Consider the following 19,467-nt stretch of genomic DNA (forward strand, 5'->3'; position numbering starts at 1 on the left):
ATCGATAACGGTCGATGGTTGCATTCATCGACGTTCGTCAATATAGTCGGATTAAATATTGATGACTGTCGATGAAGGAGTGTTGGTGATGGATGAACTACCTGTTGTGGTGATCGGAGCCGGACCGATCGGTCTCGCTGCCGCTGCGCAGTTGCGCGAGCGCGGCCTCGCGCCGCTGGTGTTCGAGCGCGGCGAGGTGGCGGGCGCAGCGATATCCGAATGGAATCACGTGCGGCTGTTTTCGCGTTGGTCCGAACTTGTCGACCCGGCGGCTCGGCGCCTGCTCGAGCAGAAGGGATGGAACTCGCCCGACGCCGATACTTACCCGACTGGGCAACAATGGCGACGGCTCTACCTCGAGCCGCTCGCCAAAGCCCTCGGCGATGTGGTCCAGTTTGGCACCGAGGTGGTCGGCGTTGCCCGGCGCGGCCGCGACCTGGTCGTTGACGACGGCCGGGACTCGGAACCCCTCTCGATTCATATTCGTCGTACCGACGGGACCGAGGATCGAGTCTTCGCTCAAGGTGTTGTCGATGCGTCAGGGACCTGGGGAGAACCCAATCCTCTTGGCGGGGAAGGTTTGCCGGCGCTCGGGGAGAATGCAGCCGGGGATGTGATCACGTACCGTGTCCCCGATCTCGACGACGAGGTCGTGCGCGCACGTTTCGCAGGAAAGCACACCGTCATCGCGGGCAGCGGTCATTCGGCGCTGACGGCGATGGTCGCCCTGGCAGCACTTGAAGCGGAGGGCACCCGAATCACCTGGGTGGTCCGGCGGGGGAATGTCGGTTCCGCGTTCGGCGGCGGCGAGTCTGACGAGCTGCCCGCTCGCGGTGCGCTCGGACTGCGCGCGAAGAAGGCCGTCGACGACGGGCTCCTCACTGTGGTCGCCGGATTCCGCACCGCAAGTGTCGAATCCGCGGGGGACGGCCAGGTGTCGCTGATCTCCGATGGCGGTCACCGGGTCGAGAACGTCGACAATGTCGTCGCATTGACCGGCTTCCGTCCTGATTTGTCCTGGCTCTCGGAAATCCGCCTCGGTCTCGACCCCGTATTGCAGGCACCGACACAGCTCGCGCCGCTGATCGACCCGAACGTCCACTCCTGCGGCACGGTGTATCCCCATGGCGCGAAGGAACTTCGACACCCCGAACCGGGTGTGTACCTGGCGGGGATGAAGAGCTACGGCCGCGCGCCGACGTTCTTGGCCATGACCGGATACGAGCAGGTTCGCAGCATCGCCGCCGAACTTGCCGGTGATCACGAAGCTGCTGCCCGGGTGGAGTTGATTCTCCCGGAAACCGGAGTCTGCGGTGGGGCAGGAGTTTTCGACGAACCCGATACAGCGGAAAGTGAAGGTGGTTGCTGCGCTACACCGGCTCCGCAACTGATTTCACTCTCCGGCCGCGCCGGTAGTGCCAACTCCTGCGGATAGAACCCAACCGATGACCACCGTCGAGGATCCGTCCGTTGCCCTCGCTCCTTCGGGTCTGCGGCGGGTCCTGGCGGCGTTGTGCCTGACAGAAATTACCAGTTGGGGAATCCTGTACTACGCGTTTCCTGTTCTGTCGGTGTCGATCTCACGCGACACCGGATGGTCGATCACGGTGATCGTGGCTGCGTTTTCCGTCAGTCAGCTGATTGCTGCCGCAGTCGGGATTCCGGTCGGGCGAGTCCTTGACCGACACGGGCCCCGCTGGGTCATGACCACGGGTTCGGTGCTTGCGGTCCCTGCGGTTGTCGCCATTGCGACAGCGCCTACGATCCCTGTCTTTTTTGCCGGGTGGGTACTCGCAGGAGTCGCAATGGGGGCGGTGCTGTATCCACCGGCATTCGCCGCGTTGACGCGTTGGTACGGTGACGGCCACGTCAAAGCGCTGATGATTCTCACACTTGCCGCCGGTTTGGCCAGCACGGTATTCGCGCCGATTTCCGCTGCTCTTGACGATCGATTCGATTGGCGCACAACGTACTTGGTTCTCGCGCTCATTTTGGCTGCAGTTACTATCCCCGGGCATATCTGGGGTTTGCGAGGTTCGTGGCCCGAACCGGTCCGCCTTGCCGGGGCGCACCCAGGCGATTTCCGAAACGCCGTCCGCAGTCCTGCCTTTCTGGCACTCGCCATTGCTCTCGCAGCCGGGGCGTTCGCCGCGTCGGCGGGAGTGTTCAATCTTGTGCTGCTGTTGATCGAGCGAGGTTTCAGTCCCGGTCTTGCCGCTCTGACGCTCGGGTTGGGCGGCGCCGGCCAGGTTGTCGGCCGACTCTTCTATCTGCCGTTTGCGGCACGAACGACCGTTCGTATGCGCACCGTATCCGTTATTGCAGTCGCCGGACTGAGCACCGCCGGGCTAGGTCTCACTGGCGTAGCCACCGTATTGATCGGTCTGGCAATCGGCGCGGGATTGGTCCGCGGAATCTTCACCCTCATCCAGGCCACTGCGATTACCGATCGATGGGGAAGAGAGCACTACGGCCGTCTGAGCGGAATCATGTCGGCGCCGATCGTCATTGCCATGGCGCTCGGGCCGTGGGCCGGCAGCGTGCTCTCGATGTGGTCCGGGAGTTATGCCCACGCCTACCTGATTCTCGGAGCGGTCGCCGTCGTTGCCGCCGCGATCGGTGCCGCAAGCATTCCCGCTGCGGTCTCTCCGAAGTGAGAGAATTTTCCTCAATTGTCGGTGCCTTCCTTTACCGTTGGCCCATGACACTGACTCTGGGAATGATCACATTCGACAGCCTTGATCCAGGTCCACTCGCGCGATGGTGGGCTGAGCAGTTGGGCGGCAGCGTCACACAGGAGAACGACGGATGGTTCTACGTCGTCGAGGTTCCCGGCGCCTCCGCCAATTTTGCCTTCCAGAAAGTCCCGGATCCCACGGCCGGAAAGAACCGAATCCACCTCGATCTGTCCAGCGAGGATCTCGACGCTGAAGTGTCGCGGCTGATCGAGGCCGGCGCCTCTGAGCATCACCGCGAGAACATGGACGGATTCCGCTGGGTGACACTGACAGACCCAGACGGCAATCAGTTCTGTGTGTCCGGCGCCCACAGCTGAGTGGTGGCTAGTCGGGCATGATGAAGGACATGACTTCCCACCCTTCTCTGACCGGGGCCGACGCTACTGGCCTGTGCAGTTTCGTTGATTCGTCGCCGTCACCGTTCCACGTGTGTGCAACAGTGGCGTCGCAGCTCACAGCCAGCGGATTTGTGGAACTGCAGGAGACCCAGCCGTGGCCGTCGGAGCCGGGACGGTATTTCCTGGTGCGGGGCGGTTCACTGATCGCGTGGAGTACCGACGGAGTCAGCGATTCCGCGCCGTTCCGCATCGTCGGCGGTCATACCGACAGCCCGAACTTGCGGGTGAAGCAGCATCCGGATCTGACGTCGGCGGGCTGGCAGATGGTAGGCCTCGAGCCGTATGGCGGAGCTTTGCTGAACTCGTGGCTTGACCGCGATCTCGGTATTTCCGGCCGTGTGAGTGTCCGGGTGGGAAACACGGTGGAGCAGAAGCTGGTTCGCATCGACGACCCGATTCTTCGTGTCCCGCAATTGGCGATCCATCTGTCCGAGGACCGCAAGGGCGTCACACTGGATCCGCAGCGGCATGTCAACGGAATCTGGGGTGTGGGCAACAAGCCCAAGTCCTTCATCGGATTTGTCGCCGGTCGGGCCGGAGTTGCCGAATCATCCGTTCTGGGTTGGGAGTTGATGACTCACGACCTGGCGCCGAGCGCTGTCGTTGGCCTGGGCAAAGAACTCGTCAGTGCGCCGCGGCTCGACAACCAGGGCACGTGTTATGCCGGGACACAAGCACTTCTAGCCGCCGCCGAATCCCCGGGGAACCATGTCCCGGTGCTTGCGCTCTTCGATCACGAAGAGGTAGGCAGCATGTCCGACCGCGGTGCGTTCTCGGATCTGCTCAACACGGTCCTCGAACGAATAGTGTTGGGCCGCGGCGGTGGCCGCGGTGAATTCCTTCAGGCAATGGCAGGTTCGGTGTGCGCGTCCGGCGACATGGCGCACGCGACGCATCCCAACTACCCAGAACGTCACGAACCCGCGCACCGCATCGAGATCAACGGTGGGCCGGTGCTCAAGGTCAACCAGAATCTGCGATACGCGACGGACGCTGCCGGTGCCGGTGAGTTCGCACTTGCCTGCGACCAAGCGGGAGTTCCGTTGCAGCGCTACGTGCATCGGGCTGATCTGCCGTGCGGTTCTACCATCGGACCGATCACCGCATCGCGTACCGGGCTGTCCACCGTGGACGTCGGGGCGCCTCAGCTCGCGATGCACTCGGCTCGCGAGCTGATGGGCGCCGCCGACATCACGATGTATGCGGACGCTCTCGGCGCGTTTCTTACACCAAGGAGTTAGAAGCCGAGGAGTTAGAGGCCATAGCGGGGAGTTTCTCGAAGAATTCCGTGGTCGGGGTGAAGAACATCGAACCCGTCACGGCTGTCGAGAAGTCGAGAAGGCGGTCGTAGTTACCGCGCGGTGAGCCGAGGAACATGTTCTCCAACATGCGCTCGGTGATGGCGGGAGTGGCGCAGTACCCGATGAAGAATGTGCCGATCTCGTCATCACCGAGGCGTCCGTAGGGCATGTTGGCGCGCAGAATTTCGAGGGAGTTGCCGTCGTCGTCCTTGATCGCGTTGAGCGCGACGTGTGAGTTGGCCGGCATGACGTCCTTGGACATCTCGATGTCCTCGAGTTTGGTGCGGCCGATGACGCGTTCCTGTTCGTCGACTGTGATCGCTTCCCACTCACGCATGTTGTGGATGTATCGCTGGATATGGACGTAACTGCCGCCCGAGAAATCGGGATCTTCGTCGCCGACGGTCACGGCAGCGATCGCGGCGCGGCCCGACGGGTTCTCGGTTCCGTCCACGAAGCCGATGAGGTCGCGGTTCTCGAAATACTGGAAACCGTGAATCTCGTCGACGACAGTTGCCGCGCCGTGCAGGCGCTTCGTGATCTGACGAGCTACCTCGAAGCACGCGTCCATGCTCATCGCACGAATGTGGAAGAGCAGATCTCCGGGCGTCGACGGCGCGTGATGGACGTCTCCCTGCAGAGCCGTGAACGGTCGTAGCAAGGCGGGCCGTGGACCGGCGAACAAACGATCCCAGACGTCCGAACCGATGCTGGTCACCACGTCCAAACCGGAACCGGGAACGCGCAGACCCACCGACCGCTGCAGGCCGGCCACATCGGCGAGCAATGCGCGCGTTGTGTCCTCGCCGCCAGGATTCACCGTCGCAACCAGGAAAATCGCCGCGGGAGTCAGCGGGGTCGTCACCGACTGGGATTGAGCCGTGACGTCCGACTGACGCACATCCTGTGGCATGGGGAAACCTTCCGTTCGAGTACCAAGCGACACCGGACCGAAAATAAAAACCGACCGGTTACCGAAACCGTAAACGAGTGTGACGGGGACGACTTCGAAGACCCACTGCTCGCGTCGGTGCCGCCGTCTGCGGAAGTCGTCGGCCCACCCCGATAGACTGTCTCCCGGCACGTTCTTTCGTTGGGCACATTTGTGGTGTCCCGCTCCGCGCCGGCTCGCTCTTGACTCCCGTAGGGAAGGGACCCCTCTCCAGTGTCTGCTCATCAGGTCGATACCGTCACGCACGCATCGGCTGATCCCGATGCCGCTCAGCCGTTCAAGGAGCTAGGTCTCAAGGACGACGAATATGCCCGCATCAAGGAGATCCTGGGTCGCCGTCCCACGGACGCCGAACTGGCGATGTACTCGGTGATGTGGAGCGAGCACTGCTCGTACAAGTCCTCCAAGGTCCACCTCGGCTACTTCGGCAAGACCACCACCGACGAGATGCGCGCCAACATGCTGGCCGGTATCGGTGAGAACGCCGGCGTCGTCGACATCGGCGACGGTTGGGCAGTCACGTTCAAGGTCGAGAGCCACAACCACCCGTCCTACGTCGAGCCATACCAGGGTGCGGCAACCGGCGTCGGCGGCATCGTCCGCGACATCATGGCAATGGGTGCCCGGCCGATCGCCGTCATGGATCAGCTGCGTTTCGGCGCTGCTGACGCCCCCGATACCCGTCGCGTCGTCGACGGTGTCGTGCGCGGTGTCGGTGGTTACGGAAACTCCCTCGGCCTCCCCAACATCGGCGGCGAGACCGTCTTCGACGAGTCCTATGCCGGTAACCCACTGGTCAACGCCCTCGCTGCCGGCGTCATGCGCGTCGAGGATCTGCACCTTGCCTTTGCTTCGGGTGCAGGCAACAAGATCATCCTGTTCGGCGCACGAACCGGTCTCGACGGCATCGGCGGCGTCTCGGTTCTCGCGTCGGCAACGTTCGACGGTGACGGTGGCGGTCGTAAGAAGCTCCCTGCGGTTCAGGTGGGCGACCCCTTCACCGAGAAGGTGCTCATCGAGTGCTGCCTCGACCTTTACAAGGCCGGACTCGTTGTCGGTATCCAGGACCTCGGCGGCGCCGGACTGTCCTGCGCCACCTCCGAGCTGGCTGCAGCAGGTGACGGCGGAATGCACATCAACCTCGAAAAGGTTCCGATGCGTGCCACCGGAATGACCCCGGCCGAGGTTCTCTCCAGCGAATCGCAGGAGCGCATGTGCGCCGTGGTGACGCCCGAGAACGTCGACGCGTTCATGGAGGTCTGCAAGAAGTGGGACGTCCTGGCCACCGACATCGGCGAGGTCACCGACGGTGAGCACCTCACCATCTCCTGGCACGGCGAGACCGTCGTCGACGTTCCCCCGCGCACCGTCGCTCACGAGGGCCCGGTCTACCACCGTCCCGTCGAGCGTCCGGCCACCCAGGACGCGTTGATCGCGAACACCACCGCAGGCCTCAAGCGTCCCGAGACGGATGAAGAACTCGAAGCCACCCTGCTGAAGATGATTGCTTCGCCTGCGCTATGCAGCCGCAAGTGGATCACCGAGCAGTACGACCGCTACGTCCGCGGAAACACCGTTCTGGCCGAGAACGCCGACGGCGGCGTCATCCGCATCGACGAGAAGACCGGCCGCGGAATCGCGCTGTCCACCGACGCCTCGGGCCGCTACACCGCGCTCGACCCGTACACCGGTGCGCAGCTCGCTCTCGCAGAGGCATTCCGCAACGTGGCAGTCACGGGCGCAACGCCCAAGGCCGTCTCCAACTGCCTCAACTTCGGTTCCCCCGAAGACCCGGGCGTCATGTGGCAGTTCCAGCAGGCCGTTCGCGGCCTCGCAGATGGTTGCGCCACACTCGGAATCCCGGTCACCGGCGGCAACGTCAGCTTCTACAACCAGACCGGCACCACGCCGATCCTGCCGACACCGGTGGTTGCCGTCCTCGGTGTGATCGACGACGTTCACCGCCGTATCCCGACGGGCCTCGGACTCGAGCCCGGCGAGACGCTGATCCTGCTCGGCGACACCCACGACGAGTTCGACGGTTCCATCTGGTCGCAGGTCGAGCACGGCCATCTCGGTGGCGTGCCGCCGAAGGTCGACCTCGCCCGTGAGCAGCTTCTCGCCGACATCCTGCTCGCGTCGTCGCGTGACGGCCTCGTCACCGCAGCCCACGACCTGTCCGAAGGTGGACTGGCGCAGGCAGTAATCGAAGCAGCACTGGCCGGCGAAACCGGCTGCCGCATCCTGCTTCCCGAAGATGCCGACCCGTTCGTGGCACTCTTCTCCGAGTCCTCGGGTCGCGTCCTGGTGGCGGTTCCGCGCACCGAGGAAACGCGCTTCACCGGAATGTGCACCGCTCGCGGCTTGCCGTGGACGCGTATCGGCGTCGTCGACGAGGGCAGCGACTCCGTGGAGATTCAGGGACACTTCTCCGTCACGATGGCCAAGCTCCGTGAGGCCTTCGAGGGAACGCTGCCTGCCCTGTTCGGGTGATAGATGGTCGATTCCGGAGAACTGACTTCTTCTGACAGCCAGCCGCAGGAACACCACCTGCGGCTGGCTGTTCCCGCATCTCTCGAGAAGCTCGACAATCCCTTCACCGAGTGGGCGTGGGGGCTCCTCAAACTCGACTTCACCGGCATTGCGTTTGCCGCGTTCTTCTTCTGCTGGTCGCTGACTCCTTCGCTGTTGCCGCGTGATTGGCTGTTCCAAGGTTTGATCGGCGGTATCAACTCGGCCATCGGTTACGGCGTCGGAACGGCAATCGGGTGGGCCGTGGAGCGGTATTTGCTCAGTGGCCGTCGCTGGTGGCCTCTTCCCGAACCGGTGCCGAGCGCGATCAAGATCTTTGTTCCGGTCGCGTCGATCGTTGCCTCGATCATCATGCTCGTCTACGCCGCGGGGTGGCAGCGCGAAATCGCCGCGCTGACCGACGCGGAAGGCACCACCACCAGCGGATACATTCGCACTCTCGGCCTGAGCGTGCTCATCGGTGGTTCACTGATCGCGTTGTGGCGGTTGCTTCACGATCTGGTGAAACTCATTGCGCGCGTGCTGATGCGACGCTTCCGCTGGTCGCGGTCGGTTGCCAACGGCGTCGGCGTTGTGGTTGTGACGGTTCTGTTCTTCATGTTGGTCGACGGCGTACTGGTGCGCGGAATCTACGCCGCGACCAACTCGATTTTCAGTCTGCAGAACTCCACCACGCGCGACGGCGTCGTAGAACCACAGGATCCGATGAAATCGGGCAGCCCCGAATCTGCCGCGCCCTGGGACACATTGGGGTTCGAGGGACGGAACTTCGTCTCACGCGGATTGAACGCACAGGAACTCGAAGCGGCCAACGGCAAGCCCGCGACGGACCCCATCCGCGTGTATGCGGGCTTGGAAAGTGCCGAAGATCCGGATGAGCGCATGGATCTGGTCATCAAGGAACTCGAGCGGACCGGCGCTTTCCAGCGCAAGGTGCTCGTTGTCATTCCGACGACCGGTACCGGTTGGGTGAATCCCACCGCTGCGCAAGCGATCGAGTTGGTCGGAAACGGCGATACGGCGCTGGTCGCCAGCCAGTACTCGTATCTGCCGAGCTGGATCTCTTTCCTCGCAGATCAGGAAAAGGCGCAAGCTGCCGGACGCCTCTTGATCGAGCGGGTTCACGAAAGATGGCTCCAGGAACCGGAAGCCACCAGACCCAAGTTCATGGTTTACGGCGAAAGCCTCGGCGTCATGGCCGGCGCTGGAGCTTTCGACACTCTTCAAGCCGCCCGCGAGACCGCTGACGGAATCTTGTGGGTGGGCCCGCCAAACGCCACGTCGCTGTGGCGTTCGATTGTGCAACGACGCGACCCCGGCACAACCGAAGTGGCTCCCGTCTACGCTGACGGTCTGGCCGGGGTCCGGTTTGCGGATCGAGCCGAAGACATTCCGACCGCAGCAATGGTGTGGCCGGACCCCCATGTGTTGTTCATCCAGCACCCATCGGATCCGGTGGTGTGGTGGTCGCCCGACCTCATGTTCAACCGGCCACCGTGGTTGAAGGAGATTCCTGGATTCGACCGGTCACCGTCGATGAAATGGTTCCCGATCGTCACGTTCTGGCAGGTCTCTGCAGATCTCGGTAATGCTGCGGGTGTTCCGGACGGGCACGGCCACAACTACGGAACCACCGTGCTCGACGGCTGGGTCAGCGTCGCTCAGCCCGAAGGCTGGACGGCGGCAGACACCGAGCGAGTGCGAGCGTCACTGGTTGCCGCGTTGCAGTCTCAAGGCCCGGAGAAATGAGGGGAGTAGCGTCGATTGCGCTCTCGGTAGCTGCGATCACGTGGAGCAATGCGGTGCTCCCGGCGTTCGGACTTTCACCCCGCGCGCGGGCAGTGGTCAACACCGTGGTGGGGTGCTCGGCCATCGGAGTCCTTCGGGCGCGCGGTTACAGCCGTGAGGAATTGGGTTTGGCCCACACCGGTATTCGTGGCGGTGCGCAGTTCGGGGGAGCTGCGGCCGGGGCAGTCCTTACCGGTTACAGCGTTGCCTTGGCCGTTCCGTCGTTGCGCGCGACCCTCGCTGCCGACGAGCGGGCGGACGGTCGCGAAGACTTCCTCGAATGGATCATCCTGCATATCCCGTTCGGTACGGTGTTGTCCGAAGAATTGTTGTTCCGCAGCGCTATGTCCGCAGTCTGGAATCGTGAACTGAACCGCCCAACAGCGCAGGCCGTGCATGCTCTCACCTTCGGGTTGTGGCACGTCGCGCCGGCGCGCGGCGCCGGCGACAATGTCCCTGCCGCAGTGGCCTTTACGGGCGCGTCGGCGTTGCTGTTCGAGTGGCTGCACCGCCGAGGTGGCAGCGTCCTCGCGCCGGCGTTACTGCACCTGGCGACCAATGCTGGTGGAGCACTTGCCGTTCGAATCGCCACCAATGGACAGGGAGTGAACTGATGCCACCGCGCCGCGCGGTCGACCCCGCAGAATTTCGTGCCGCGATTCTTGCTGTCGGACCTTGGCTTCGAGATCCGGAGCTTCCGAAGCCTTCTCGTGCTGAACTCGGTGCGGCAGTGAAGATGAGTGCGCGCACTCTCGAACAGATTGCTCCTGGATCGAGCGTTGAGGTGCGGGTCCCACCCTTTGTCGCGGTGCAATGCATCGAAGGTCCGCGTCACACTCGCGGAACCCCACCCAACGTCGTCGAAACAGATACTCGTACATGGTTGTTGATGGTGACCGGCCTGCTCGAGTTCGGTGAAGCTGCCGCTGACGGCCGGGTTGACGCATCCGGCAGTCGGGCTCCCGAAATTGCGCACTGGTTGCCGCTACTGCGATTGTGACATCAAGCTACGAACGGTTAGCTGACGAAACACTCAGTAGGGGGTTGACGTCGTAGTGGGGTCCGAATCTCTCGCGAGCGACTGATGCAGCCCTGACATGGTGCAGGTGGATCGACCGGGCGATCACGACGCTCAATTCGAGAATGAGAACGGTCGGCTCATCAGTGGAGGTCCTTCCAGGCGATATCTTTTTCGGCGAATACGGAGTAGTCGGTTGCGGGGCTCCGAACTGAGTGGCGCGCCGTGAGTCATCGCTGAAATTCGCCGCGGCGACTGCAGAGACTGATCGGTCCGATTCAAGGCAAGGTTGCCCTGGGCAAGGCAAGAGGAGAATTGGCCGTAGACTGTGTATGCCCCCCAACCCCTGCCCACAAAGGGAGCGCCACGTGACTCGTGCCGATCTGTCGGTCAACAGTCCAAATCTCCTCGCTACGAACCCGTCCGACGAGGACGAGAACGAGCCCCGCGAAGAATGCGGTGTATTCGGCGTCTGGGCGCCGGGAGAGGATGTGGCGAAGCTCACGTATTACGGACTGTATGCGCTACAACACCGTGGTCAGGAAGCTGCCGGCATTGCGGTGGCCGACGGCTCCCAGGTGCTGGTGTTCAAGGATCTCGGCCTGGTCAGCCAGGTGTTCGACGAGCAGACCCTCGCAGCGATGCCAGGTCACGTCGCCGTCGGACATTGCCGCTACTCCACGACCGGGTCCACGACGTGGGAGAACGCGCAGCCCATCTTCCGCACCACGACGGCGGGCACGGGCATCGCCCTCGGCCACAACGGCAACCTGGTGAACACCGCTGAACTCGCGAGCCGCACTCGCGCAGCCGGCCTGGTCAACGACAAGCGCCCAAACGCTGCGACTTCCGACTCCGACCTCATCGGTGGTCTGCTGGCACACGCTGCCGGCGACAGCACCATCGAGCAGGCCGCCATGGAACTGCTTCCCACTCTGGAAGGCGCGTTCTGCCTCACCTTCATGGACGAGCACACGCTCTACGCAGCGCGTGATCCACACGGAATTCGTCCGCTCTGCCTCGGTCGCCTGGATCGCGGTTGGGTGGTTGCCAGCGAGACCGCAGCCCTCGACATCGTGGGCGCGTCGTTCGTCCGCGACATCGAACCCGGTGAGCTGCTCGCGATCGACGCCGACGGCGTCCGCTCCTCCCGTTTCGCGAACCCGACGCCCAAGGGTTGCGTCTTCGAATACGTCTACCTCGCCCGTCCCGACAGCGTGATCGGTGGCCGTTCGGTCCACTCGACCCGCGTCGAAATCGGCCGCCTGCTCGCCAGCGAGCATCCTGCCGAGGGTGACTTGGTCATTCCGGTTCCCGAGTCCGGCACTCCCGCAGCAGTCGGGTACGCACAGGGTTCAGGCATCCCCTACGGCCAGGGACTGATGAAGAACGCCTACGTCGGCCGTACCTTCATCCAGCCGTCGCAGACCATTCGTCAGCTCGGCATCAGGCTCAAGCTCAACCCGCTCAAGGAAGTTATCCGCGGCAAACGGCTTGTTGTGGTGGATGATTCGATCGTCCGCGGAAACACGCAGCGTGCGCTCATCCGGATGCTCCGCGAAGCCGGCGCCCTCGAAATTCACGTCCGCATCGCCTCGCCGCCGGTCAAGTGGCCATGCTTCTACGGCATCGACTTCGCCTCACCGGCCGAACTGATCGCCAACGGAGCGGGCGGACAGGATGCCACGTTCGAGGAGATGCTCGACGGTGTGCGTCGTTCCATCGGAGCGGACAGCCTCGGCTACATCTCCACCGAAGGCATGATCGCGGCTACCGAGCAGCCCGCAAGCCGTCTCTGTGCTGCCTGCTTCGACGGCACCTACCCGATTGCGCTCCCGAAGGAGACGTCGATGGGTAAGAACGTCCTCGAAGGCATGCTCGAGAGTGCGGCCGGTTCGGCTGCCACGCGCGACAACGACAACGCGAGCGCACTCAGCCGCCCGTAATCCGTCGAAACGGATAATTTGCCGCCCCGCTTGTCGGGGCGGCAAATTTTTTTATGTTTCCGGTCACGTCAAGTGTCGCGGCTATCTGGCATAGTGCCCTCGTGGCGCAACTGAGAATGGATGGGCATCGAGTCCTGGTCGCGGACTTGATGGGGGACACCATCAAAGCGATCAGCGGATCTATGGTGGCGTACGAGGGTGCGGTCACCTTCAAGAACGCCGGAATGGGCGGAGGCGGCGGAATCCGCGCTGCGCTCAAACAGAAGGCAGCCGGAGAGTCGCTGTCCTTGATGGAAGTCAGTGGTCAAGGCACCGTCTACTTCGCCGTGGACGCCCAGGACATCACGATCATCGAACTCAACAACGACGCTCTCCACGTAGAAGCGTCACAGCTGTTGGCAATCGTGGGACAGCTACGCACCGACGTGAAATTTGCCGGCCTCCGCGGCGCCGGCTCCGGCCAGGGATTGTTCACGACAGTTGTCAGTGGCACCGGTCTGGTGGCCGTGCTGTCGAAGGGCGGGCCGATCATCGCCCTCGAAGTCAGCCCGCAGTACCCGCTTGTTGCCGACCCCGACGCCTTTGTCGCCCATCGCGGACAACTGAACCAGAGCTTCGTCACCGACGTCACCTGGCGATCCGCGATCGGCGGTGGCAGTGGTGAGGCGTTCTCGCTGCGCTTCGACGGATCCGGCGTCGTCTACATCCAGCCCGAGGAGCGCTGAACCATGCCGTTGGAAAAGGTGAACAGCAAGGTCGTCAAGTCGACTCTCGTTCCAGGGCAGAATGTGCTGGCCCGTACCGGATCGATGCTCTACTACACCGGCGACGTCAGATTCGTCCCGCACAGCATGGGCGGCGGTCCTGGTGCGATGCCGAATATGGGCGGCATCGCGGGCATGGCCGGCCGGATGATGTCGGGCGAACATGCACGCATGATGGCGGCAGAAGGACAGGGTGAGGTCCACTACGGTCACGCCGGACTGTACGTCGACGTCATCCATCTGGACGGCTCGTCCATGCTCACCGTGGAAGCAGATCGTCTTCTAGCGCATGACGCCTACCTGCAGAGTTCGATCGTGGCCTTGACGTCGCAAGGTGGTGTTCGCGGCGCCGTCCGCGGTGCGATGACAGGGCAAGGACTGTTCACGACACAACTGCACGGGCAGGGAAGCGTCGCGGTGCTCTCGCACGGTGGGGCAATTCCTCTGCAGGTCGGTCCGAACAATCCTCAAGTTGTGGTGGACCCACAGGCGTACGTGTGCCACCTCGGGCAGATCACCGTCGACATCTCCGCCAACGTCGGCTGGCGTGAAGCCGTCGGCAAGGGCTCGGGGGAGTCCATTCAGCTGAAGATGACCGGTATGGGCACCGTCTGGGTTCAGGCGTCCGAGCAGAAGTTCTGAGGGAGAAATCGAATGAGTATCGAAATTCACACTCCGGCATCTCTGCCTGCGAACGACAACGTCCCGGGGAATGACTACGCCTTCTGCATCGAGCTGACCGGGCAGCCCTGGTTCACGTCCAAAGGCGCAATGATCGCGTACTACGGCATGGTCAATTTCGAGCCGCTCGGACGCACGAGCATGTCGGCGATGGTGGCGGCCAGATTCTCGTCGCCGCTGTACGCGGACGACTGGGTAATCGCCCAGGGCCAAGGCAAGCTGATTCTGGGCGACCGGGGATTCAACATCAATTCCTACGATCTCGACGACGGCAACCTCACGATCCGCGCTGCCAACCTGCTTGCCTTCGAGAACGGGCTCGAACTCAAACAGTCAATCGTGCCAGGCTTTTTGACGTTGCTCGGTACCGGGAAGTTTCTGGCGTCGTCCAACGGTCCGGTCATGTTTGCCGAACCTCCGTTGCGGATCGATCCACAGGCTCTCGTCGGCTGGGCGGACTGCCCGTCGCCGTCCCACCACTTCGATGCCGACTGGATGCAGAGCTTCCTCGGTTCGGTGCGGGGAACCATGTTCGGTGCGAATACGGGTGAAGAGAAACAGTTCGATTTCACCGGCGCCGGAACGGTGCTGATCCAGTCGAGCGAGAAGGTTCTCAACGACGGACACCTCCTGCGGCACATCCAGTCGGAGACTGTTGCACTCGGGCAGAACAGTCTGCGGGCGCTGCACACCTCGATCGGTTCGCAGCTCCAGAACTGAGCGCGAACGGTACGCGAGGTCTCGTCAGCTGCCTGTGTCCGGTAGCGTAAGGGCGTAATCGTCGGTATTTGTGTGCGCTGAGGGTCTTGTTCGCTCGAGTCGACCGCCTCGGCACGTCGCGAGGATTACACAACACATACCTGTGCACGGAGAAAACGTGCGCGAGAAATACTAGGGCTGGAGTAGTAATCCGATGACCGAGGACAGTCACCGCACAGCAGGCGCCTCCTACGCAGCAGCAGGAGTCGATATCGCCGCCGGCGACCGGGCGGTGGAACTCTTCGCCCCCATGGCCAAGAAGGCCAGCCGCCCCGAGGTCATGGGCGGCCTCGGCGGATTCGCCGGATTGTTCTCGCTCAAGGGTGACTACAAGGAGCCTGTCCTCGCTGCTTCCACCGACGGCGTCGGAACCAAGCTGGCCGTCGCTCAGGCGATGGACAAGCACGACACCGTCGGCCTCGACCTCGTCGCGATGGTTGTCGACGACCTCGTCGTCTGTGGCGCCGAGCCGCTCTTCCTTCAGGACTACATCGCCGTCGGACGCGTGATCCCCGAGCGAGTTGCCGAGATCGTGGGCGGCATCGCCGAGGGCTGCATCCAGGCCGGCTGCGCGCTGCTGGGCGGCGAGACCGCCGAGCACCCCGGCATCATGGCCGATGGTGACTACGACCTCTCCGCCACCGGCGTAGGCGTCGTCGAAGCGGAGAAGCTGCTCGGACCGGACCGCGTCCGTCCCGGCGACGTTGTCATCGCCATGGGATCCTCGGGTCTGCACTCCAACGGTTACTCACTGGCCCGCAAGGTGCTTCTCGAGATCGACCGCATGAACCTGAACGCACACGTCGACGAGTTCGGCCGCACCCTCGGTGAGGAGCTCCTCGAGCCCACCAAGATCTACGCCAAGGACTGCCTGGCCCTCGCTGCCGAGACCGACGTCCGCACCTTCTGCCACGTCACCGGTGGCGGCCTCGCGAACAACCTCGGACGCGTCATGCCCAAGGGACTCGTTGCCGAACTCGATCGTGGAACGTGGAGCCCCGCGGCAGTCTTCGCGATGATCGCGCAGCGCGGACGCGTCGAGCGCGCCGAGATGGAGCAGACCTTCAACATGGGTGTCGGCATGGTTGCCGTCGTCGCTCCTGAGGACGTCGATCGTGCGCTGGCCGTGCTCACCGCACGCCACATCGACTGCTGGACGCTGGGAAGCATCAAGAAGGCCTCGGACGCCGCAGCAGAGCGTGCGTTCCTGGCTGGAGATCACCCGCGCTTCTAAGCCGGTAAGACCACAAAGCTGCCCCACCGATTCAGTTCGGTGGGGCAGCTTTTTTGTGCGGATCGAGCACCTGGAAGAAGCACGCAAAAATGAGGAAGAGCGATCAGCTCTTCCTCATTTCACAGTCTGCGCAGATGGCAGTGCGCGGTCAACGCCGCCAGTCGTCGTAGTCGTCCTCTCGCGAATGCCCTTCCCTATCGGAAGTCTGGTCCGATCGGACACTGCTCCGATGCGAGTTGGTCGATCCACCTGCGAGCTCTCGTTGCAGGCTATCGAAATCCGTGGTCGGTACGCTGTACTTCAATTCGCGTGCAACCTTGGTCTGCTTTGCCTTAGCCCGGCCGCGGCCCATGGCTGACCCCCTCGCGCTTTCGCGGGGCGGCCTGGGGAATTTGGCGGCCCCGTTTGAGTGTGTAAGTTTCCTGACACACACTCTAGCCTGGAAAAGTCGCTTCCGCTTCCACGTGGCCCTCGTCGCCGTGTCTGTTTGCTCTCACTATGGCCGCGAGCTGCCAGGATGCTGACAGAACTGCTCAGAACTTTGTTAGAACTGCGCAAAAGTTTTCCCGGAACTACTCAGAAGTTCCCCGGAATCGCTCGAATCGTGCCCACGCGGGCATCCCCGCCGAACACCGGAGCCGACGCCAGAGCGGCCAATTCTTCGGTCCATTCGGTATTCATCCGCTTGAGTAGTGCGGCGGCCAACGGAAGCAGCGCCCGCTCGTGTCCGTCGTCGATCTTGAGAGCAAACGCCGAACCGTCGGGGAGGGCTCCCGCGTAGATACCGTCGTATCCGGTCTTGGTGAACAGGCCGCGCACCGCGGACATCAGACGCTGATCGTTGCGCCCGGTTCCGGAGACGAGGAATGGGTTGGCTCGCACGGCGTCGGCGACAGCGCGTTCCGGGGAATCAGGCGTCGCCGACGGCAGTCGACCGAAAGCTCGAGCCAGATTCGAGAGCGAGAGTGGCACGATCGGCAGGCCGCAGCCGTCGATTCCCAACTCCTGCTCCTCCTCGCCGCTGAGATCGAAGATCGTCTCCGCGATGGCGAGTTGCAGGGGATGTGTCGGTTCCATGTACGTCTCGAGCGGCCAGTCGTTCACCACGCACGTGGCGAGCATCGCGGAGTGCTTGCCCGAACAGGTCATGTAGATCGGGCTGGGGAGCTGGCCTGCGGCAATCAGCTCGGCGCGGGCCAGTTCGTTGCCTGGCAGATCTGCAGGGCACTGCAATTGATCTACGCGGAGGTCGTAACGTTCGAGTAGGCCCTCGACGAGTTCGATGTGGTCGGCTTCACCGGCATGCGACGACGCCGCGACGGCCAGTTCCTCCGGGCTGCTTGGTTCGAAGCCGTTGCGGAGCGCTGCGACGGCCTGCAGCGGCTTGTTTGCCGAGCGGGGATAGATGGGTGTGTGGATTTCGCCCACCCCCACAACCAGGTCGCCGTTGGCGTCGAGGATGACGGCCGATCCGCGGTGTACACACTCGCGGAATCCGGAGCGGACAACTTCGACCAGTTCAATGCTCACGAATGCACCTGTGTTTCCGCTCGTTCGACGAATGTGCTGATCCGCTCGAGGACGTTCGGCGCAAGATCGTGGTGACCGTTCAACAGTTGCCGCAGATGTTCGGGATCTGCGCCTGTGAATACTTGTCGAACCGTGACGCCGTGATCGGGGACGTGCACTCGCGTGACCGTATCGCCGGCTGCGAGTGTGCCCGTTCGGTTCACTCGCAGATACGCGCCGACATCGGCTCGCTGGGTGAACCGCTTGACCCAGCCCTTCTCGCCCGACCAGAGTCCGAAGGTGCCACACGGCACGCGGGGCCCGGTGACTTCGAGTTCCACCACATCGGACGAGTCCGCTCCGGTGATGTGCCAACGTTCGCCGATGACCGCGTCGGTCACGGCGATACCGCTGAGGCGAAGGTTCTCACCGAACCAACCGGGATGGAGAGGTCGGCCCAACTCCGTCGACCAACGCTGCGCTTCGGCATGGTCGTACGCGTAGACGGCTTGATACGCGCCGCCGTGGAATTCGGTGTCGCAGACATAGTCGCCGCCGAGGCCGAGTCGGCCCAAGGGGACCCGGCCGTCGACGGATCGTTTGTCGATTGCGGTTCGAGTCACGCGTTTGACGCCGCTGTCGCGTTCGGCATGTACGACGCACACGGCGTCCACGATGCCGGTCACTTCCCGCGCAATCGGTTGACGGCTTCACGTCCGGCCTGAGGTGCGTTGTCGTCGACTATCGAGTCCGGATCGATCGACGCGGCGCTGGGACCGGCAACTAATTCGGTCCCAGCGGGGACGTTGCGCTTGACCAGTGCGAGCGCGATAGGCCCGAGCTCGTGATGATTGACGACGGTTCCGACGCGGCCCACTGCGCGGCCACCGGCTGTGACGGGGTCGCCCGGTTCGGGGAGGGCTTCGGCGCTTCCGTCGAGGTGCAGGAGAACGAGGTGACGCGGCGGCTTGCCGAGGTTGTGCACGCGCGCGACGGTTTCCTGACCGCGGTAGCAGCCCTTCTCGAGGTGGACCGCGCCGTGTTCGTCTGGGCCGCCGATCCACCGAACCTCATGCGGGATGGTCTTCTCGTCGGTGTCGAGCCCGATTCGGGGGCGGACGGCTTCCACACGAAGGGCCTCGAAGGCCCAGGTTCCGGCGGGTGTGGCGCCGGCGTCGGTGAGCTTGGTCCACCAGGCTGCCAAGTGCTCGCGGGGTACGAGGAGATCGAAGGAGTCTTCGGTCGGCCACGGCATCCGACGGACGAAGCCGCCGCCTGGCAGGGCATGCGCGTCGTACACGTCGACGGGCGCACTCGTGCCGACGGCGTCGAGGACCGAGGCGGCTTTCGGCCCGAGAATGCTGAGAACGGCAAGTTCGTTGCCGTCGCGGGGTTCGGCCTTGGACCAGAACACCATCTTCTTCAGGAAGGCGAGGAGTGCGGGGCCTCGATCGGCCTCGGTGTCGATCCAGGTGACGCCGCCGAGGTCCGTCTGGACAAAGTGGTGCTCGACGCGGCCGTTGATGTCGAGGCTGAGATTCTCGGCGCTCTTCCCGTCGGGGAGCGCGGCAACGTGCTGGCTCGAAATGGTGTGCAGCCAGGTGAGTCGCTCGTCGCCGGGAATGGCGATGACAAATCGGTGGCTGCGATCGACGACGATCGCGTCGCGCTGCGCAGTCCGTTGCTCACCGAGTGGATCGCCGTGATGCCACGCGACACCGATGTCGACCGATCCGTCCGGGGCTGCGACCGCACCGGGGGCAGTCATGAGTGGGCTGTTGGGCACAAGAGCGTTGTCGACCACGTCACCAGTCTAGGAGTGTGGTCCGCGCGTTGGTCGAGTGCGG

18 protein-coding genes are annotated in these 19,467 nt (G+C 63.4%); 13 read left to right on the plus strand and 5 right to left on the minus strand.

The window, feature by feature from the left end; translation table 11 throughout:
* Positions 1–88 precede the first annotated feature (88 nt).
* From C7T36_RS26290 to C7T36_RS26305, 4 genes are read left to right on the plus strand one after another with little or no spacing between them, the layout of a single operon-like run.
* Entirely contained in the window at positions 89–1,435 is a 1,347-nt protein-coding gene (locus tag C7T36_RS26290) for an NAD(P)-binding domain-containing protein (protein WP_033234330.1), read from the plus strand.
* 10 nt (positions 1,436–1,445) lie between these two features.
* On the plus strand, positions 1,446–2,657 hold the full coding sequence (locus C7T36_RS26295; RefSeq protein ID WP_045068787.1) for an MFS transporter: 1,212 nt from the start codon (positions 1,446–1,448) through the stop codon (positions 2,655–2,657).
* Positions 2,658–2,701: 44 nt separating this feature from the next.
* Positions 2,702–3,055, plus strand: a complete 354-nt coding sequence (locus C7T36_RS26300; protein ID WP_045068789.1) for a VOC family protein — start codon at positions 2,702–2,704, stop codon at positions 3,053–3,055.
* A 29-nt stretch (positions 3,056–3,084) separates the two neighbouring features.
* Positions 3,085–4,377, plus strand: coding sequence for a M18 family aminopeptidase (locus tag C7T36_RS26305; RefSeq protein WP_033234332.1), 1,293 nt, complete (start codon positions 3,085–3,087; stop codon positions 4,375–4,377).
* On the opposite strand, the gene C7T36_RS26310 is transcribed toward C7T36_RS26305, so the two are convergent.
* Positions 4,361–5,350, minus strand: coding sequence for a Dyp-type peroxidase (locus C7T36_RS26310; RefSeq protein ID WP_045069719.1), 990 nt, complete (start codon positions 5,348–5,350; stop codon positions 4,361–4,363). The genes C7T36_RS26305 and C7T36_RS26310 overlap by 17 nt on opposite strands.
* Before the next feature lie 252 nt (positions 5,351–5,602).
* Between C7T36_RS26310 and purL the strand changes: the two genes are divergently transcribed.
* The 9 genes from purL (at position 5,603) to purM (ending at position 16,111) form a co-directional block, all read left to right on the plus strand.
* The gene (gene purL / locus C7T36_RS26315; RefSeq protein WP_033233942.1) at positions 5,603–7,882 is read left to right on the plus strand and encodes a phosphoribosylformylglycinamidine synthase subunit PurL; all 2,280 of its coding nucleotides are present in this window, start codon (positions 5,603–5,605) and stop codon (positions 7,880–7,882) included.
* A 3-nt stretch (positions 7,883–7,885) separates the two neighbouring features.
* Positions 7,886–9,670, plus strand: coding sequence for an alpha/beta-hydrolase family protein (locus C7T36_RS26320; RefSeq protein WP_033233943.1), 1,785 nt, complete (start codon positions 7,886–7,888; stop codon positions 9,668–9,670).
* Positions 9,667–10,323, plus strand: a complete 657-nt coding sequence (locus C7T36_RS26325) for a CPBP family intramembrane glutamic endopeptidase (protein WP_033233944.1) — start codon at positions 9,667–9,669, stop codon at positions 10,321–10,323. The genes C7T36_RS26320 and C7T36_RS26325 overlap by 4 nt, the downstream gene beginning before the upstream one ends.
* Positions 10,323–10,709 carry a sterol carrier family protein gene (locus tag C7T36_RS26330; protein WP_045068792.1) on the plus strand — a complete coding sequence of 129 codons (387 nt, stop codon included), beginning with the start codon at positions 10,323–10,325 and terminating at the stop codon, positions 10,707–10,709. Before C7T36_RS26325 ends, C7T36_RS26330 begins: the two co-directional genes overlap by 1 nt.
* 386 nt (positions 10,710–11,095) lie before the next feature.
* A complete protein-coding gene (purF, locus tag C7T36_RS26335; protein WP_033233946.1) occupies positions 11,096–12,673 on the plus strand; it encodes an amidophosphoribosyltransferase in 1,578 nt (525 codons plus the stop codon).
* Positions 12,674–12,789: 116 nt separating this feature from the next.
* On the plus strand, positions 12,790–13,398 hold the full coding sequence (locus C7T36_RS26340; RefSeq protein WP_033234334.1) for an AIM24 family protein: 609 nt from the start codon (positions 12,790–12,792) through the stop codon (positions 13,396–13,398).
* Between the two features lie 3 nt (positions 13,399–13,401).
* Positions 13,402–14,079, plus strand: a complete 678-nt coding sequence (locus tag C7T36_RS26345; protein WP_033233947.1) for an AIM24 family protein — start codon at positions 13,402–13,404, stop codon at positions 14,077–14,079.
* Positions 14,080–14,091: 12 nt separating this feature from the next.
* The gene (locus tag C7T36_RS26350; RefSeq protein WP_033233948.1) at positions 14,092–14,838 is read left to right on the plus strand and encodes an AIM24 family protein; all 747 of its coding nucleotides are present in this window, start codon (positions 14,092–14,094) and stop codon (positions 14,836–14,838) included.
* 193 nt (positions 14,839–15,031) lie between these two features.
* A complete protein-coding gene (purM, locus tag C7T36_RS26355; RefSeq protein ID WP_033233949.1) occupies positions 15,032–16,111 on the plus strand; it encodes a phosphoribosylformylglycinamidine cyclo-ligase in 1,080 nt (359 codons plus the stop codon).
* A 148-nt stretch (positions 16,112–16,259) separates the two neighbouring features.
* Here the strand turns inward: purM and C7T36_RS26360 are convergent, their stop codons facing one another.
* From C7T36_RS26360 to C7T36_RS26375, 4 genes are all read right to left on the minus strand, one after another.
* Positions 16,260–16,463: a DUF3073 domain-containing protein gene (locus tag C7T36_RS26360; protein WP_033233950.1), complete on the minus strand. Its 204-nt coding sequence runs from the start codon at positions 16,461–16,463 to the stop codon at positions 16,260–16,262.
* Positions 16,464–16,687: 224 nt separating this feature from the next.
* Entirely contained in the window at positions 16,688–17,641 is a 954-nt protein-coding gene (locus C7T36_RS26365; protein WP_033233951.1) for an asparaginase, read from the minus strand.
* On the minus strand, positions 17,638–18,306 hold the full coding sequence (locus tag C7T36_RS26370) for an MOSC domain-containing protein (protein WP_045068795.1): 669 nt from the start codon (positions 18,304–18,306) through the stop codon (positions 17,638–17,640). The genes C7T36_RS26365 and C7T36_RS26370 overlap by 4 nt, the downstream gene beginning before the upstream one ends.
* On the minus strand, positions 18,303–19,388 hold the full coding sequence (locus tag C7T36_RS26375) for a folate-binding protein YgfZ (RefSeq protein WP_092806874.1): 1,086 nt from the start codon (positions 19,386–19,388) through the stop codon (positions 18,303–18,305). Before C7T36_RS26375 ends, C7T36_RS26370 begins: the two co-directional genes overlap by 4 nt.
* Positions 19,389–19,467 lie beyond the last annotated feature (79 nt).

Source organism: Rhodococcus sp. AD45-ID, assembly GCF_003023755.1.
Lineage (GTDB): Bacteria > Actinomycetota > Actinomycetes > Mycobacteriales > Mycobacteriaceae > Rhodococcus_F > Rhodococcus_F globerula.